Source organism: Pararhizobium sp. P1_E7 (assembly GCF_056405855.1).
Map to the genome: position 1 here is coordinate 213884 of NZ_JBFUBH010000002.1, position 16537 is coordinate 230420.

Genomic DNA, 16537 nt, shown 5'->3' on the forward strand with positions numbered 1-16537 from the left:
CCGTCAGGCTTTCGACTTGGTCGCCGCATAGGCGCGTACCGCATCGCCGAAGGCCTGGAACAATGTCGAGGACGGACCGTCCTTGCCCACCCAGTATTCCGGATGCCATTGCACGCCGACGGCAAAGGCTTTTGCGTCGATGACGGATACGGCTTCGATCGTGCCGTCTTCGGCGACGGCTTCGACGGCGAGATGCGGCGCGGCCTTCGAGATTGCCTGCCGGTGCAGCGAATTCACCTGCACTTCGCCAGCGCCGAGGACGGAGGCAAGGCAACTTCCTTCCTTGACGATGATACTCTGGCGGATGCCATAGGCGACGTCGAGTTCCGGTACGTCCGGCTTGCGGTGATCCCACATGCCGGGCATGTCATGAATTTCGCTTGCCAGCGTGCCGCCCAGCGCAACGTTCAGTTCCTGGATGCCGCGGCAGATGGCGAGAAGCGGCACGCCGCGCTCAAGCGCGCGCCGGATCAGCGGCAGGCTCGTCGCATCACGGCCGGGATCGAAGGGGCCGTCATTGTCGGTTGCGTCTTTGCCATAGAGTGAAGGATGCACATTGGTGCGCGATCCGCTGACGAGAACGCCGTCCACCCGGTCGAGGATTTCATCGGCCTCATTGCCGGTCTCCAGTGCCGGAACGAGGAATGTCATCACGCCGGCGCCTTCGACGGCGGCACGAACATATTGATGCGGCGTGGCATGCCAGACATTGCCGTCGAACGTCCTGAAGTCGGCGGGTATGGCAACAACGGGTTTAGGCATTGCGGGTCTCCACCTGTGCGGCTGGCGAGTCGTATTTGTCCTGTCAAGCCATTGCCGTCAGCCGTACTATAAAGTCAACTCCGTTGACGAAAATCGCTGACCGCCGGCGCCGTTGGTCAGACCAGTAAGATTTGGCTATATCCCTTAGAGCTGGAGTAACCATTCGGGCCGATAAATAATCGGCCGCCGGCTGCAGAAATCGACGGTCGCAAGGCGCCACAGAACCGCTTCGCGGCCGAATCCATGCAAAGTTGCAGAAAAGCGATATTCTTTACGAGCGGCTGCAATACTGGGTTGAAATATTTCGATAGGGCAGCATCTAGACTGCAATGCCTGATATATGGAAAGATTTTTCCCGGTAAGCGCGCGAAATCTTTCGTTAAACCCTCGGGAATAACACTTCGCCAAACCGGAGCCCGGGGGTTCATGAAATCAAGTGAACAGAGCGCTCTTCCGACCGATGTGTACCTTTCGTTCGTAAGCTCGCTCTACGATTACCGCCAGACATTGTTGATCGGCATGCTGTCGCATGTCGTGACATTCCTGCTCGTCTTTGCAAAAACCAGTGATCCTTTTTTTCTCGGCAGCACGATCGCAATCGTGCTGATCTGGTTGGTGCGCAACATCGACATGCGCCGGTTCGACCGCGAAGACCTTGCATCGCTGGACTTTGAAGGCATCCGCCGCTGGGAAAACCGCTACAATGCCGGCGGGGTCTGCGCCACCATCACGCTCGGCACGGCCTGTGGTTATGCCATTCTGGTCAGCCGCGATCCATTCGCCGAGCTCGCCTGTATTTCCGTGACGCTCGCCACCATGGTATCCCTCGTGGGACGCAATTACGGCTCGGCCCGTGCGGTCGTTGTCATGTCCCTGTCTGCCTGCGGCCCGATCATCCTCGGTCTGCTCGGGCTGATGGATGGGTTCATGGCGCTGCTGGCGGTGTTGATGGTGCCGTTCATTCTCACGACCTGGTCGATGGCGCGCGGCGTGCGTGAAACATTACACAAGAACGTGCTTGCTGCGCGCGAGATATCGACGATCGCCAGCCGTTTCGATCTTGCCCTGAACAACATGCCGCATGGCCTGTTCATGCTGGACGACGACAACCGCATTCTGGTTGCCAACCGGCGGGCCTGCGAGCTTCTCAATCTCGGTGATCGCGAACGCGTCAAGGATTGCCACCTCGATGCGGTGCTGCGCTATGGTGTCCGCCATACGTTTCTGGAGCGGGATCAGGCAAAGCAGGTCTTGAAGCAGCTGGACCAGTTGCTGCAAGGCATGCAGTCGCGTGCGCTCATCCCCGTTTCCGACGATCTGTTTCTTGAGTTTTCGGCAAGCCGGCGCGCCAATGGCGGTGTCGTGCTGATCTTTGAAGACGTAACGGCGCGCGTGCGGGCGGAAAAGAAAATCCTGCAGATGGTGCGGTTCGATACGCTGACGGGTCTGCCCAATCGCGATTATTTCGGTGAGCTGGTCGGCAATGCGCTTGCCGATCAAAAACGCACCGGTCTCACCGGTTTCATGGTTCTCGATGTCGCCGAGTTCAAGCATGTCAACGATACGCGCGGCCATATCGTCGGCGACAGATTGCTGTGTGCGATCTCAGAGCGTCTGAAGAAGGTGACGGACGATACGGCGATCGCGGCACGCCTGATGGGCGACGAATTCGTTTTGTTTTTTTCAAGTGAGAACAACCGGCTTGTTCTGGAAGAGCGTATGCGGGCAGTGCACGCACAGATGCGCGGCGCCTATCTCGCCAACGGCTTTACCTTCAATATTTCGATGAGCGCCGGATACGTGATTGTCGATAGTGCCGGCTTCCGGCTGGAAGACATGCAGATCAAGGCCGACCTTGCGCTGTTTGAAAGCAAGAGCCGCGAAAAGGGAAGCTGTACCGCGTTCGAAGCGGAAATGGATGCGAACTATCTCGACCGGCAGAAACTGAAGACCGATCTGCGCGAGGCTCTTGAAACGGGCGGGCTGTCGGCCGTCTATCAGCCGATGTTCCTCGCCGACGGATCACGGATCGAATGCTGCGAGGCACTCGCGCGCTGGACCCACCGCGAGCGGGGTCCGGTACCGCCGGATGTCTTTATCCAGCTGGCCGAGGAAATCGGCGTCGTTTCCGACATCACAAGGTTCATGCTGCGTCAGGCCTGTCTCGATTGCCTGAAATGGCCCAAGCATATCGCCGTTTCGGTCAATCTCTCGGTTCTTGATCTGCGCAACGGCGACATCATCTCGACCGTGGCGGATATTCTGTCCGAGACGGGGCTTGATCCGTCCCGGCTTCACCTTGAAGTGACGGAAAGCTGCCTGATGGAGGAGGCGGCCAAGGTGCAGACCATTCTCCAGGAGCTGCGCACTCGCGGCATCACCATCGCCATCGATGATTTCGGCACGGGTTACTCGAGTCTCAGCTATCTCGATGCGCTGCCGCTCGATATCATCAAGATCGACCGCTCCTTCGTGCGCAATATCTGCGAGGACGCGCGCCGCTTCAAACTTCTGCACGGCATGGTCAACCTGGCGCGCGAGCTCGGGTTGAAAATCGTCATCGAAGGGGTCGAGACGAACGATCAGCTCGCGCTGATCAACCAGTACAAGTGTGCCGATCTGATCCAGGGTTATGTCTTTGCAGCGCCCATGCCGTCCCTGGCGATCGAAAGCCTTTCGGATACACTCCGGAAGAAGCTATCCGCGCCGAAACGGCGCGGCCGGCGCACGGCTTAGATTTTTCAACCCATTCGCAGCTTGCGTCTGCCCCCCCCCGTCACCTGACGGCCTGAAAGGCCAGAGCGCACCTGTTCCGACATGTTACGCAGGCAGATCATCCTTTCGTAATTTAGGGTTAACTATTTGTTAACCCTAACAAATAGTTTATGCTTAATAATCTATTAAAACATTGTGAGGTGCCTCCGTTTGGAAGATGAATGCCCCTTCAACAGGGGCGTTTGATGAAATGAAAGCGGAGCAGCAGAACAGATTTTCAGAGCGATTGCTGGAACTGTTGGATCATGTCGAATATCGCCGGGTCGAATCGGGGGAGGACATGGAAGATGTCGCCCGCATCCGATTTAAAGCCTACAAGATGGCCGATATACTGCCCTTGTCAGGCACGACGCTCATCGATGATATCGACTTCGACAGTCACGCCTATGTTTTCGGAATCTATTTCGAAGAGCGGCTGATCAGCACAGTACGGGTGCATCATGTGACGCCCGAGCATAGGACGAGTTCGTCCGGGTCCGTCTTCAGGGCGGAGATCGACGGTTTTCTCGACGCCGGCCTGACATTGATCGATCCGGTCCGCCTTGCCGCCGACCCGGAAATTCTGCGGGAAATGCCAGCCATTCCTTACCTCACCCTGCGCGTCGCCACCATGGCGTCCGAACATTTCGACGTCGATCGTTGCCTGTCGCTGGTGAAGCCGCAGCATGCGGCCTTCTACAAGCGGGTGTTCGATGCCGATACGATTGTTTCGCCGCAGAAGAACTGTGGTGATTACAAGATCGACCTGACGCTGCTCGCCGCCCGTGTCCGCGAGATCCGGCCCTGGCTCTATACCCGGTTTCCGTTCTTCGATTCGGAACCGCTCGAGCGGCGCATGATGTTCGGCGATAACCGGGAGGTGCCGTATACGCCGTTGACGGTGTTGCCAACCGCACGCCTGGCGTTGACGGCGCAGAGCCGTATGCGCACCCAGGCCTGACTAGGCGTTGCGTGAGCGTCACGAACGCCGGCCGAACCGTTATGCCGCATGTTACGCCTGCAGTTTTCGTTGCGTTTGATTGTGGCTTTGTGTAAGGCCACCTGTGTGCGATCGATGCTTTCAGGCACTCCGGATGCGCAGTGAATGGATTTGAGACGAGATGCCGCGCTCGCCGTTACAGGACAGGGGAGGGCGTAGCTGAATTTCAGGGAGATATGGACGATGGCTGAACATCATTCCGGACCGGCCGAATTGGGCGCGCCAATGGATTATGCCGAACACGAGAAGACCTACAATTTCTTTCTGGACGCGGCGAAAATCCTGACGATTTTCTGTGTCGCCCTGCTGATCGCCATGGCTGCCGGTTTCTTCACCAGCGCCGGCTTCTTCACGGCCCTCATTGTCTTCATCCTCATCAATGTCGGCGGCTTCGCGCTCCTGCGCTGATCGGCTTTCCAAAGTTTTGACGAAAGCGGCACTTGGGAGTGAGGTGCCGGCTTTTCCATGGCCCGGCGTTTGCCGGACCGGGAGAGACATGCGCGCGGGCCGCCTAAGGGCGGCTCGATGCGTGATTATCGAGTGTGCGGGAGAGTGGAAATCGCGGTCCGCCGTGTTCCGGAGACCCGTGTCAGGGAGGAACCCGTGGCAGATACCGTATTCATACCGTTGGAAACGTTTCCCGGCGAGGGGCGCGTTGCAGCGTCTCCCGAGAGTGTCAAGAAACTGAAGACGCTCGGCTTTAATGTTGTCGTTCAGGCCGGTGCCGGCACCTTGTCGCGCATTCCCGATAGCGAATTCGAAAAGGCCGGTGCGACGATCGGTGCTGTTGCCGATGCTGCCAGCGCCGAAGTGGTGCTGAAGGTACGCCGCCCCGCATCTGCGGAAGTCGCAGGCTACAAGTCCGGCGCCATCGTGCTGGCGATCATGGACCCCTATGGTAATGACCAGGCATTGGCCGACATGGCCAAGGCTGGCGTTTCGGCGTTTGCGATGGAGTTGATGCCGCGCATCACCCGCGCCCAGTCGATGGACGTGCTGTCGTCGCAGGCAAACCTTGCCGGTTACCAGGCGGTGATTGAAGCGGCATCCGAATATGACCGGGCCATGCCGATGATGATGACGGCGGCGGGCACTGTTCCTGCCGCAAAAGTCTTTGTCATGGGGGCGGGCGTTGCCGGTCTGCAGGCGATCGCGACGGCGCGCCGCCTGGGTGCGGTGGTGTCCGCGACCGACGTTCGCCCGGCTTCCAAGGAACAGGTTGCCTCGCTCGGCGCCAAGTTCATCGCGGTCGAGGACGAGGAGTTCAAGGCGGCCGAGACTTCAGGCGGTTATGCCAAGGAAATGTCGGCGGAATACAAGGCCAAGCAGGCAGCGCTGACCGCCGAGCATCTGGCCAAGCAGGATATCGTCATCACCACCGCGCTGATCCCGGGCCGTCCTGCACCACGGTTGATCACCCGCGAGATGCTCAAAGCCATGAAGCCCGGCTCTGTTGCCGTCGACCTTGCCGTCGAGCGTGGCGGCAATGTCGAAGGTGCTGTGGCTGATCAGGTGGTTGAGGTCGAGGGCGTCAAAGTCGTCGGCTATGCCAACATGCCAGGCCGTATCGCCGCTTCGGCTTCGGCGCTCTACGCCAAGAACCTCGTGACCTTCCTTGAGACCATGGTCGGCAAGGAAACCAAGGCGCTTGCCCTCAATGTCGAGGATGAACTCGTCAAGGCGACGATGCTGACGCACGGCGGTGCCGTGGTGCATCCGAATTTTGCCGCAGCGCCGGTCGTGGTTGCAGCAACAGCTTAAAAATGGAGAGGGCGGCGCTGGTGCTTCGGGGAGAAGTGCGGCTGCCCAAGGGAGAAATTTGATGGCCAATGAGCTTCTCGACAAGGCGATAGGCGACCTCGACCGGGCGGTCGAAGCGGTCCGCACCGCCGCCGAATATGTACCGGATTCCGCCGGCAATGTTGTCCACGGGTTGTCCGGTGGCGTGATCGATCCGTTCGTGTTCCAGCTGGCGATCTTCGTCCTGTCGATCTTCGTCGGCTACTACGTCGTCTGGTCGGTAACGCCCGCCTTGCATACGCCGTTGATGGCGGTCACCAACGCGATTTCCTCGGTCATCGTTGTCGGCGCGCTGCTCGCGGTCGGCATCTCGGCGTCCGGTCTTGCCACCGGCTTCGGTTTCGTGGCGCTGATCCTTGCCTCGGTCAATATCTTCGGCGGCTTTCTGGTGACCCAGCGCATGCTCGCCATGTACAAGAAAAAAGAGAAGTGAGGCTGCCGTCATGAGTGCCAATATCGCAGCCTTCCTCTATCTGGTTTCCGGCGTCCTGTTCATCATGGCGCTGCGCGGCCTGTCGCATCCGACCACCTCGCGCCGCGGCAACATTCTCGGCATGGTGGGCATGGGCATTGCCATCGTCACGACGCTGCTGCTCGCCACCCCGTCCTTTGGCGGTCTGGTGCTGATCGTGCTCGGTCTCGCCATCGGCGGCGGTGCCGGTGCCTATATTGCCCGTTCCATCCCAATGACCTCGATGCCGCAGCTGGTCGCCGGTTTCCATTCGCTGGTCGGCCTTGCCGCCGTGCTGGTGGCGGCCTCGGCGCTTTACACACCGTCGTCCTTCGGCATCGGCGAGATCGGTTCGATCCATGCCCAGGCGCTGGTCGAAATGGCGCTCGGTGTCGCCATCGGCGCCATTACCTTTACCGGCTCGATCATCGCCTTCCTGAAGCTTGATGGCCGCATGTCCGGCAAGCCGATCATGCTGCCGTACCGCCATGTCATCAACAGTGTGCTCTTGCTGCTGATCGTCTTCTTCATCGTCGGACTTGCAGCGTCCGAAAGCCATTTCGATTTCTGGGCGATCGTCGTTCTGTCGCTGGCGCTCGGCGTTCTCCTGATCGTGCCGATCGGTGGCGCCGACATGCCGGTGGTCGTCTCGATGCTGAATTCCTACTCCGGCTGGGCTGCCGCCGGCATTGGTTTCACGCTCGGCAATCTGGCCCTGATCATCACCGGCGCGCTGGTCGGTTCGTCCGGTGCGATTCTGTCCTACATCATGTGCAAGGGCATGAACCGTTCCTTCATCTCGGTCATCCTCGGCGGTTTCGGCGGCGATAACGGTGTTGCGGCGGCCGATGACGGCATCCAGCGCACGGTCAAGCAGGGCTCCGCCGACGACGCCGCGTTCCTGATGGCCAATGCCTCCAAGGTGATCATCGTTCCGGGCTACGGCATGGCCGTCGCCCAGGCCCAGCACGCGGTGCGTGAGCTCGCCGATGCCCTGAAGGCCAATGGCGTCGAAGTGAAATACGCCATTCACCCGGTCGCCGGCCGCATGCCCGGCCATATGAACGTGCTCCTGGCCGAAGCAAACGTCCCCTATGACGAGGTCTTCGAACTCGAAGACATCAACTCGGAGTTCGCCCAGGCCGACGTCGCCTATGTCATCGGCGCCAATGACGTGACCAATCCGGCGGCGCGCGACGACAAGACTTCGCCGATCTACGGCATGCCGATCCTCGACGTCGACAAGGCCAAGACCTGCCTGTTCGTCAAGCGCTCGCTCGGCTCCGGCTATGCCGGCATCGACAACACGCTGTTCTACAAGGACGGCACCATGATGCTGCTCGGCGATGCCAAGAAGATGACAGACGATATCGTCAAGGCGATGAACCACTAAGGCGATAATCCACTGAGCCTGTAGTGCCGCTCATTCGAGCGGCACTACATCGTATCCGGTCTTTTCCTCCGCCCGGTATTTTAATCGAAATTCAACGGTCCTCGCATATCGTTGGTTGCTATCCGCAATGGTTGGCGCCGGTGTTACGAAAGAGGATCATGAGTTCATCTTCGCAATTCGGTCATTCCCGGATCGGGCGTAACGCCCGGCAGCTTGACGCGGGAATCGGGTGGTTGCGATTCCAAGGCGAGATGGAGCGCGAATACGCGCTGCAGATCGACAGGGACGAGCGCCGGCCCGCAATGATTAGTGCGGTTTTCTCCCTGGCCTTCATCACTCTCTTCGGAGTCTCCGATTTTGTCCGGCTCCCGCTGGTGCAGCGCTTCCCCGACCTTACCGCCGATATGTGGGGCATTCTCGCAAGTCGGTTGGTAGCAATCCTGTTTCTGCTCGGCTGCATGTATATTTGCCATCTGCAGCGCGGGGCGTCGCGGGCGGCGCCCCTGTCGATAGCCGCGGTGCTGGCGCTTGCGGTGAGTGGGGCGGTGTCGGTTTGCCTTTACAAGCGCAACTACCTCGGCCATGCCGAGTTCGCCCAGCTTCTGTTCGTTATGGGAGCATTCTCTCCGCTAGGGCTCCGCTTCCGCCACAGCATCGTGCTGGCAACTGGCGTTGTCGTCCTGACTTTCTCGTTGCGATACTGGCTGCTGCCGATGGAACTACAGGAGCAGCAATTCAACGCTATGCTGCTTTTGACGCTGATCTTCTCGGCAGTCGGCGGCTATCTCCGGGAGCGTGCGCACCGCGAGCAATTCCTCTTGCGCGGCATTCTCAAGGAGCAAGCGTCACGGGATCCCCTGACAGGGCTCGCCAACCGGCGTGGTCTTGATGAGCAGCTTGAGGTGATCCGTCAGCAAGCCCGACGGGAAAACGTACCGGTCGGCTTGCTGTTGCTCGATGTCGATTTTTTCAAGCGTTACAACGATCGCTACGGGCATCAGGCCGGCGATCTGGCATTGCAGCGGGTGGCAGCGTGTCTGGACGCCTTTGCGCGCCGTCCACTCGATATGGCTTGCCGGATGGGCGGAGAGGAGTTCACGCTTGTACTGTACGATTGCGGCGGCACGTCGTTGAAGGACCGTGTGGATGAGCTTTGCGCCGAGGTACGGGGGCTCCGTATCGATCATGCCACGTCCGATATCAGCGCTTTTTTGACGGTCAGTATCGGAGGTGTCTTGTTGCAGCCGCAAGAAACAGCCTGGTCCGCTCTCGATCGAGCAGACCAGTTGCTTTACGAGGCCAAACGGGAGGGGCGCAATCGCACTTCTGTCGAGCGCCTGTTGCCCGTGGCTGCGGTCGCATGACCGGCGCGCGGCATCCCGCCGCGCCTTTTCTCGTCAGCTGCCCGCCTTGACACGGGCGAGACCGGCGCGGGCCGGCTCGTATTTCGGGTCAAGCGAAATGGCGTGCGAATAGGACTTCGCCGCCTTCACCTTGTCGCCGCGGCGCTCGTAGACCAGCGCCTGGTTGGCCCAGGATTCGGCGATCTTGCCGTTCAGGTTGATCGCGGTGTTGAAATCCGAGAATGCATTGTCGTCGTCGTTGGTGGCAACATAGGAAATGCCGCGGCCGTTATAGGGCTCGGGCGAATTTGGCGCCAGCGAGATGGCGGTGGAGAAATCCTCGATCGCCTGGGCATGCTGCTTGCGTGCCTGATAGATCAGGCCGCGATTGTGATAGGCGCGCGGGTCCGTCGTGTCGAGTTCGATCGCCTTGTTGAAATCGGCGAAAGCCTGATCCAGCTGGCCGGCCTGGCGGTAGAGATTGCCGCGGCCGATGAAAGCGACGTCATAACGCGGGTTGAGCTGCAGGGCCATGTTGTAGTCGGACTGTGCTGCCGACTGGTCGCCCATGTTGCGCTCCACAAGAGCCCGGTTGGCGTAGGCCTGGTAGAATCGCGGGTTGAGTTCGATTGCCTTGTTGAAATCAGCCAGCGCCCGGCGGAATTCACCGGCGCGGCCATAGGCCGAGCCACGAACGTTGTAGCCTTCCGGATCGCTCGGGTTGGCAGAAATCACGGCAGAGAGCGAGGCGATGTTCTCTTCGCTGCCCTGGGCCCGCTCGACGCGCATCATGTCGCCCGAGGTGTCTGCGGTGGTGCAGCCTGACAGCATCAGCGCTCCGGCCACGGCCAGCATGGAGGCGAGGGCGAATCCGCGCCGGTTGGAGCGTCCGGCAAAGCCGGCATGGTCGGGATGGACGGAAAAATCCGCGGTCCTGGCAGTCGATGTCAAGATTGATTCCCTCGATTAAGCGAAGCGTCTCGGCATGTCCCGGGCCTCAAGCGGCGGATCGGGCCAGCAGTTTCAAATCTTGGAGCACATCAGCTGCACCGTCTTGGGTGCCCGCTCCGTGTCCGAAGACAGTGTAGCACGCTCTGCGCGCTGGTCGCCTGTGTCCGGAATTATATCCGGCGGCATGCGATGAAACAGAAAGAGCGGTGGCGATCATGTCGCCCCCGCCCGAATTACGCGTCAGATGTGCTGTAAACGCTGATCAGCGTGCAGCCGCCGCAGGGCGGGCGGTAACGATACCGCTTTCGCGCTGCAAACGCTTGCGGGCCAGCTTGCGAATGCGGCGAACGCCTTCGGCCTTTTCGCGGGCGCGCTTCTGGGATGGCTTTTCGTAGGCCTCGCGCATCTTCATTTCGCGGAAAATGCCTTCACGCTGCATCTTCTTCTTGAGTGCGCGAAGCGCTTGATCGACATTGTTGTCGCGGACTAGTACCTGCACGTTAATCCCATTCCTTCAGTTTCGGGTTATCGCCTCATGAAGTCAGGTCAACGAGGCAAAAAAATAAGGTTCGCGGAGCCCGAAAGCTTTACGATTGAGAGAGCGGATACCAGATCGGTTGCTCAAAGTCCAGCTTCGAGTTGTCTTCCATGGCTGAAGGTGCCGGTTAACCGTGGCTCTACAGCGTTGGTCACCGGAATTGCACCGGGATTATAACAGGGCGTCGTCGTGCCGGTGCGGGTGTAGAGTGGTTCCTCTTCTGTGAAGTGCCTTAGACCGTCACCGGGGATGCGGCATGTCGCAACTCGTGCGACAAGCGCCGTCTCGCGTCGCAAAAGAAACGTTGCGGAAGTCCGGGATTTGCGATTTCTAAGATCGACCACAAGAAATTCACCGGCCTTTTGGCAGGACTACGGAGTGTGAAAGCGGATGCGCAAATATTCGGTTTTTGCTGTCGCTCGCGAAGCGATGCGCGGCCACAGGGGATGGGAGGCGCAATGGACCTCGCCCGAGCCGCGCAAGGAATATGATGTTATCATCATCGGCGCCGGCGGCCATGGCCTGGGCACCGCCTATTACCTCGCCAAGGAGCACGGTATCACCAATATTGCCGTGCTTGAAAAAGGCTGGCTCGGCGGCGGCAATACCGGCCGCAACACCACCATCATCCGCTCCAACTATCTCTATGACGAAAGTGCCGGGATCTACGATCACGCGCTGAAGCTCTGGGATGGCTTGAGCCAGGACCTCAACTACAACGTCATGTATTCGGCGCGCGGCGTGATGATGCTGTCGCACAACATCCATGACCAGCAGGTATTCAAGCGTCATATTCATGCCAATCGCCTGAACGGCATCGACAATGAATGGCTGACGCCGGAGCAGGCCAAGGAATTCTGCCCGCCGCTCGATATTTCCCGCACCGCCCGCTACCCGATCAACGGTGCTGCCCTGCAGCGCCGCGGCGGCACCGCTCGCCACGATGCCGTCGCCTGGGGCTACGCTCGTGCTGCCGCCGATCGCGGCGTGCACATCATCCAGAACTGCGAAGTGACCGGCATCCGGCGTAATCCGGATGGTTCCGTCGCCGGCGTCGATACCAATCGCGGTCAGATCAACGCCAAGAAGGTCGGCGTCGTTGCTGCAGGTCACACCTCTGTGCTGATGGAAATGGCCGGCGTTCGCATGCCGCTGGTCAGCTATCCGCTGCAGGCGCTGGTTTCCGAGCCGATCAAGCCGATCTTCCCCTGCGTCGTCATGTCGAACACCGTGCATGCCTACATCTCGCAGTCCGACAAGGGCGAACTCGTCATTGGCGCCGGCACCGATCAATATTCGTCCTATTCCCAGACCGGCGGTCTGCAGATCATCACCCACACGCTGGATGCGATCTGCGAACTCTTCCCGATCTTCCGCCGCATGAAGATGATGCGGTCCTGGGGCGGCATCGTCGATGTGACGCCGGATCGCTCACCGATCCTCGCCAAGACCCCGGTCCAGGGGCTTTACGTCAATTGCGGCTGGGGCACCGGCGGCTTCAAGGCAACGCCTGGTTCGGCCAATGTCTTTGCCCACACCATCGCCAACGACGCGCCGCACAAGATCAACGCGCCGTTCACGCTGGAACGCTTCCGCTCGGGCCGCCTGATCGACGAGGCGGCCGCGGCTGCCGTCGCGCATTAAGGGGAAAACACCATGCTTCTGATCTACTGCCCCTATTGCGAGGAAGAGCGTTCCGAGCTCGAATTCCGCCAGGCCGGCGACGCCCATATCGCCCGGCCCACCAACATGACCGAGATGACTGACGAGGAGTTCGAGGCCTTCTTCTTCCTGCGCGACAACGTCAAGGGCCTGACATATGAGCGCTGGCGGCACCTGAACGGCTGCGGCCGTTTCTTCAACGCGGCCCGCGATACCGTCAGCGACAAGTTCCTGACGACCTACAAGGCCGGTCTGCCGAAGCCCGATCTCAGCACGCTGCGCCCGGCAACGGAAGCCATTGTCGAAACCTATGAAGCCACGGAGTCGGACGCGAAATGAGCGGCGCCAATCGTATCCCCGGCGCAGGCCGTCTCACCCCTGCAAAAACCGCCCGTTTCTTCTTCGATGGCAAGAGTTATGCGGCCCTTGAAGGCGATACCGTTGCCTCGGCGCTGCTTGCCAACGGCGTTCACTTGGTCGGACGTTCTTTCAAGTACCATCGTCCGCGCGGCATCGTCTCGGCCGGTGCCGAAGAGCCGAACGCTCTGATCGGCGTCGAGCGAGATGCTGCCCGCAAGCAGCCGAACGTCCGCGCCACCGTGCAGGACGTGTTCGACGGCATGAAGGTGATCTCGCAGAACCGCTGGCCGTCGCTCGCCTTCGACGTCGGCGCGGTCAACAATCTGCTGGCGCCGTTCTTTGCGGCCGGCTTCTACTACAAGACCTTCATGTGGCCGAAGCAGGCCTGGAAGCATGTCTATGAACCGCAGATTCGGGCTGCTGCCGGTCTCGGCGTCTCGCCGACCGAGGACGATACCGACCATTACTCCAGCCGCTACGCCCATTGCGACGTGCTGGTGATCGGCGCCGGTGTTGCCGGACTGTCTGCAGCACTTGCCGCTGCCAAGACCGGTGCCCGCGTCATCATCTGCGACGAGCAGCCGGAAGCCGGCGGTGCGCTGCATTACGACAAGAGCGTCACGATCGATGGTCAGGACGGCTTCACCTGGGCGCAAGCGACGGCCGCCAATCTGGCGAAAATGGACAACGTTACCGTTTTGCCGCGCACGACGGCATTCGGCTACTACGCCCAAAACTTCGTCGGCCTCAACGAGCGCGTCACCGAACACCTGGCCAAGCCTGACAAGAAGCTGCCGCGCGAACGCCTCTGGCAGGTCCGTGCCAAGCGCGTCATCATCGCCACCGGCGCTATCGAGCGCCATATGGTGTTCGCCAACAACGACCGGCCCGGCATCATGCTGGCGTCGGCGGCGCGTACCTTCCTGAACCATTTCGGCGTCACCGTCGGCAAGAAGATCGGCGTCTATACGGCCAACGATTCGGCTTACGAAGCCGCCTTCGACCTGAAGCGCGCCGGCATCACCGTCGCCGCCATCGTCGACAGCCGCGAGAAGCCGGGCGAGGCGGTTCTTGCCGAGGCACGCTCGCTTGGTATTGAAGTTCTGGCTGGTCATGCAGTCGTCGATACCGGCGGCAAGCTCAGGGTCTCGTCCATGTCGGTTGCCCGCAATGGCGGCGGTTCGGCTCGCAAGATCGCCATCGATGCGCTGCTGGTGTCGGCCGGGTGGACGCCGTCGGTGCACATGTTCTCCCAGTCGCGCGGCAAGGTCGCCTACGACAACGAGACGCAGCGCTTCCTGCCCGGAACCTATGCGCAGGATTGCCTGTCTGTCGGCGCCTGCAACGGCACCAATGACCTGCAGGCCACCATCGAGGAATCGCTGGCGGCAGGCGAGCTGATGTCGAATGCATCCGGTTTCACGGCCTCAGAAAAGGTGGCCCTTCAGGGCGTGAATGCCTTTTCCTGGACCGGCGGGATGGCTGGAGCCGCCGAAGGTGCCGGTGCCGATACGACGGTCAAGGCCTTCATCGACTTCCAGAACGACGTTTGCGCCAAGGATATCCGCCTTGCCGTGCGCGAAGGCATGCACTCGATCGAGCATATCAAGCGCTTCACCACGAACGGCATGGCGACCGATCAGGGCAAGCTGTCCAACATCCACGGTCTGGCGATCGCTGCCGAAACGCTCGGTCGCGAAATCCCGAAGGTCGGCCTCACGACGTTCCGCGCGCCCTATACGCCGGTAACTTTCGGAACGCTGATCAACCATTCGCGCGGCGAGCTGTTCGACCCGACCCGCAAGACGCCGATGCATGCCCTGGAAGAAGCCCAGGGCGCGGTGTTCGAGGATGTCGGCCAGTGGAAGCGGGCCTGGTACTATCCGCGCGCCGGCGAGGACATGCATCAGGCGGTCAACCGCGAATGCAAGACCGTGCGCGACGTCGCAGGCATCTTCGACGCCTCGACGCTCGGCAAGATCGAAGTGGTCGGCCCGGATGCGGCGCAGTTCCTCAACCTGATCTATACCAACAGCTGGGACACGCTGAAGCCCGGCCGCTGCCGCTATGGCATCATGCTGCGCGAGGATGGTTTCGTCTATGACGACGGGGTCGTCGGCCGCATGGCGGAGGACCGCTTCCACGTGACGACGACGACCGGCGGTGCTGCCCGCGTCATGAACCACATGGAAGATTATCTGCAGACCGAATTCCCGCATCTGAACGTCTGGCTGACCTCTGCCACCGAACAGTGGGCCGTCATCGCGGTACAGGGACCGAAGGCCCGCGAGATCATCGAGCCGCTGGTCGAAGGCATCGATCTTTCGAACGAGGCGTTTCCGCATATGAGCGTCCGTGAAGGCAAGATCTGTGGCGTGCCGACCCGGTTGTTCCGCATGTCCTTCACCGGCGAAACCGGCTTCGAAGTGAACGTGCCCGCCGACTTCGGCCCGGCCGTCTGGGCGGCGATCTATGAGCGGGCTGAAGCACTTGGCGCTTGCGCCTATGGCACCGAGGCGATGCATATCCTGCGCGCCGAAAAGGGCTATATCATCGTCGGACAGGATACGGACGGTACCGTGACCCCGGACGACGCGTCGCTCGGCTGGGCTGTCGGCAAGAAGAAGACCGACTTTGTCGGCATTCGCGGCCTGCGCCGTCCCGACCTGGTGGCTGACGGCCGCAAGCAGCTCGTTGGTCTTTTGACCAAGGATCCGAACGTGGTGCTGGAAGAAGGCGCGCAGATTGTTGCCGATCCGAACCAGGCGTTGCCGATGACGATGATCGGGCATGTGACTTCGGCTTATTGGTCGGAAAACTGCGGCCGCTCCATTGCTCTGGCGCTGGTTGCCGGTGGCAAGGCGAAGATCGGGCAGACGCTCTATGTGCCGATGCCCGACAAGACGATTGCCGTCGAGGTGAGCGACATGGTGTTCTTTGACAAGGAAGGAGGCCGCATCAATGGCTGATCTGATTGAAGCGGCAACCCGCACTCTGCCGTTGTCCGGCTTCCACGGCGGTTCCGCTGCTGCAGTGCTTTCCGTTGCAACGCCTGCAACCCGGATTTCGCTACGGGCCAAGCCTGATGCCGTTTCGGCGCTTTCGGGCGCCCTTGGCCTGTCGCTCCCGATGAAGGCGAAGACATCGGCCTCCTTAAACGGGCGCCATGCGCTGTGGCTCGGCCCCGACGAGTGGCTTGTTATCGATGAGAACGAGGCCGACCTGATGGCGGCTGTGGCGTCGAGCAATGTGCTGCATTCGGCCACCGACATTTCCCATCGCAACACGGCCGTCCTCGTCAAGGGCCGCGGTGCCGAAGTGGCTGTTAACGGCGGGTGCCCGCAGGATCTGTCTCTGGCGGCCTTCCCGGTCGGCGCCTGCTCGCGCACCGTTCTGGCCAAGGCCGAAATCGTGCTTCTGCGTACAGCCGAGGATGCGTTCCGGGTCGAATGCTGGCGTTCGTTTGCGCCTTACGTTTCGGGGCTTCTGAATGAGGCTGCCGAGGACGCGGGGAATTGATCGT

The 16537-nt window shown here is 60.6% G+C and carries 14 protein-coding genes; 11 read left to right on the plus strand and 3 right to left on the minus strand.

Annotated elements, in window-relative coordinates; all coding sequences use genetic code 11:
* Window positions 1-3: 3 nt before the first annotated feature.
* Window positions 4-762, minus strand: coding sequence for a gamma-glutamyl-gamma-aminobutyrate hydrolase family protein (locus tag AC1D17_RS03505; protein ID WP_477564040.1), 759 nt, complete (start codon window positions 760-762; stop codon window positions 4-6).
* A gap of 426 nt (window positions 763-1188) precedes the next feature.
* On the opposite strand from AC1D17_RS03505, the gene AC1D17_RS03510 reads away from it, so the two are divergent.
* The 7 genes from AC1D17_RS03510 (at window position 1189) to AC1D17_RS03540 (ending at window position 9524) form a co-directional block, all read left to right on the plus strand.
* Window positions 1189-3498, plus strand: coding sequence for a putative bifunctional diguanylate cyclase/phosphodiesterase (locus AC1D17_RS03510; protein WP_477564041.1), 2310 nt, complete (start codon window positions 1189-1191; stop codon window positions 3496-3498).
* A 229-nt stretch (window positions 3499-3727) separates the two neighbouring features.
* Complete coding sequence (locus tag AC1D17_RS03515) at window positions 3728-4477, plus strand: N-acyl amino acid synthase FeeM domain-containing protein (RefSeq protein WP_477564042.1); 750 nt, start codon at window positions 3728-3730, stop codon at window positions 4475-4477.
* 222 nt (window positions 4478-4699) lie between these two features.
* Window positions 4700-4924, plus strand: coding sequence for an aa3-type cytochrome c oxidase subunit IV (locus AC1D17_RS03520; RefSeq protein WP_477564043.1), 225 nt, complete (start codon window positions 4700-4702; stop codon window positions 4922-4924).
* Between the two features lie 195 nt (window positions 4925-5119).
* Window positions 5120-6277 (plus strand): Re/Si-specific NAD(P)(+) transhydrogenase subunit alpha, encoded by a 1158-nt coding sequence (locus tag AC1D17_RS03525; protein WP_477564044.1) that lies wholly within the window; start codon window positions 5120-5122, stop codon window positions 6275-6277.
* Between the two features lie 61 nt (window positions 6278-6338).
* Complete coding sequence (locus tag AC1D17_RS03530; RefSeq protein WP_264220139.1) at window positions 6339-6749, plus strand: proton-translocating transhydrogenase family protein; 411 nt, start codon at window positions 6339-6341, stop codon at window positions 6747-6749.
* 10 nt (window positions 6750-6759) lie between these two features.
* A complete protein-coding gene (locus AC1D17_RS03535) occupies window positions 6760-8160 on the plus strand; it encodes an NAD(P)(+) transhydrogenase (Re/Si-specific) subunit beta (RefSeq protein WP_477564045.1) in 1401 nt (466 codons plus the stop codon).
* Between the two features lie 158 nt (window positions 8161-8318).
* Window positions 8319-9524 (plus strand): GGDEF domain-containing protein, encoded by a 1206-nt coding sequence (locus AC1D17_RS03540; protein WP_477564046.1) that lies wholly within the window; start codon window positions 8319-8321, stop codon window positions 9522-9524.
* 33 nt (window positions 9525-9557) lie between these two features.
* Here AC1D17_RS03540 and AC1D17_RS03545 read toward each other — a convergent pair whose 3' ends face one another.
* Both AC1D17_RS03545 and rpsU read right to left on the minus strand, forming a co-directional pair.
* The gene (locus AC1D17_RS03545; RefSeq protein ID WP_477564047.1) at window positions 9558-10454 is read right to left on the minus strand and encodes a tetratricopeptide repeat protein; all 897 of its coding nucleotides are present in this window, start codon (window positions 10452-10454) and stop codon (window positions 9558-9560) included.
* A 262-nt stretch (window positions 10455-10716) separates the two neighbouring features.
* Window positions 10717-10953 carry a 30S ribosomal protein S21 gene (gene rpsU, locus AC1D17_RS03550; RefSeq protein WP_264220143.1) on the minus strand — a complete coding sequence of 79 codons (237 nt, stop codon included), beginning with the start codon at window positions 10951-10953 and terminating at the stop codon, window positions 10717-10719.
* A gap of 429 nt (window positions 10954-11382) precedes the next feature.
* Here rpsU and AC1D17_RS03555 point away from each other — a divergent pair, with 429 nt between their 5' ends.
* Genes AC1D17_RS03555 through AC1D17_RS03570 form a run of 4 tightly spaced genes read left to right on the plus strand, consistent with a single transcriptional unit; the run spans window position 11383 to window position 16533 of the window.
* Entirely contained in the window at window positions 11383-12636 is a 1254-nt protein-coding gene (locus tag AC1D17_RS03555) for a sarcosine oxidase subunit beta (RefSeq protein WP_037164496.1), read from the plus strand.
* A gap of 12 nt (window positions 12637-12648) precedes the next feature.
* On the plus strand, window positions 12649-12993 hold the full coding sequence (locus AC1D17_RS03560) for a sarcosine oxidase subunit delta (protein WP_477564048.1): 345 nt from the start codon (window positions 12649-12651) through the stop codon (window positions 12991-12993).
* Complete coding sequence (locus AC1D17_RS03565) at window positions 12990-15983, plus strand: sarcosine oxidase subunit alpha (protein ID WP_477564049.1); 2994 nt, start codon at window positions 12990-12992, stop codon at window positions 15981-15983. Before AC1D17_RS03560 ends, AC1D17_RS03565 begins: the two co-directional genes overlap by 4 nt.
* Entirely contained in the window at window positions 15976-16533 is a 558-nt protein-coding gene (locus tag AC1D17_RS03570) for a sarcosine oxidase subunit gamma (protein WP_477564050.1), read from the plus strand. The genes AC1D17_RS03565 and AC1D17_RS03570 overlap by 8 nt, the downstream gene beginning before the upstream one ends.
* Window positions 16534-16537 lie beyond the last annotated feature (4 nt).

What these genes read in the sequence shown, in the direction of transcription:
- AC1D17_RS03505 (WP_477564040.1), bottom strand. Translation starts at nt 762, where the DNA reads ATGCCTAAACCCGTTGTTGCCATACCCGCCGACTTCAGGACGTTCGAC.
- AC1D17_RS03510 (WP_477564041.1), top strand. Translation starts at nt 1,189, where the DNA reads ATGAAATCAAGTGAACAGAGCGCTCTTCCGACCGATGTGTACCTTTCG.
- AC1D17_RS03515 (WP_477564042.1), top strand. Translation starts at nt 3,728, where the DNA reads ATGAAAGCGGAGCAGCAGAACAGATTTTCAGAGCGATTGCTGGAACTG.
- AC1D17_RS03520 (WP_477564043.1), top strand. Translation starts at nt 4,700, where the DNA reads ATGGCTGAACATCATTCCGGACCGGCCGAATTGGGCGCGCCAATGGAT.
- AC1D17_RS03530 (WP_264220139.1), top strand. Translation starts at nt 6,339, where the DNA reads ATGGCCAATGAGCTTCTCGACAAGGCGATAGGCGACCTCGACCGGGCG.
- AC1D17_RS03535 (WP_477564045.1), top strand. Translation starts at nt 6,760, where the DNA reads ATGAGTGCCAATATCGCAGCCTTCCTCTATCTGGTTTCCGGCGTCCTG.
- AC1D17_RS03540 (WP_477564046.1), top strand. Translation starts at nt 8,319, where the DNA reads ATGAGTTCATCTTCGCAATTCGGTCATTCCCGGATCGGGCGTAACGCC.
- AC1D17_RS03555 (WP_037164496.1), top strand. Translation starts at nt 11,383, where the DNA reads ATGCGCAAATATTCGGTTTTTGCTGTCGCTCGCGAAGCGATGCGCGGC.
- AC1D17_RS03560 (WP_477564048.1), top strand. Translation starts at nt 12,649, where the DNA reads ATGCTTCTGATCTACTGCCCCTATTGCGAGGAAGAGCGTTCCGAGCTC.
- AC1D17_RS03565 (WP_477564049.1), top strand. Translation starts at nt 12,990, where the DNA reads ATGAGCGGCGCCAATCGTATCCCCGGCGCAGGCCGTCTCACCCCTGCA.
- AC1D17_RS03570 (WP_477564050.1), top strand. Translation starts at nt 15,976, where the DNA reads ATGGCTGATCTGATTGAAGCGGCAACCCGCACTCTGCCGTTGTCCGGC.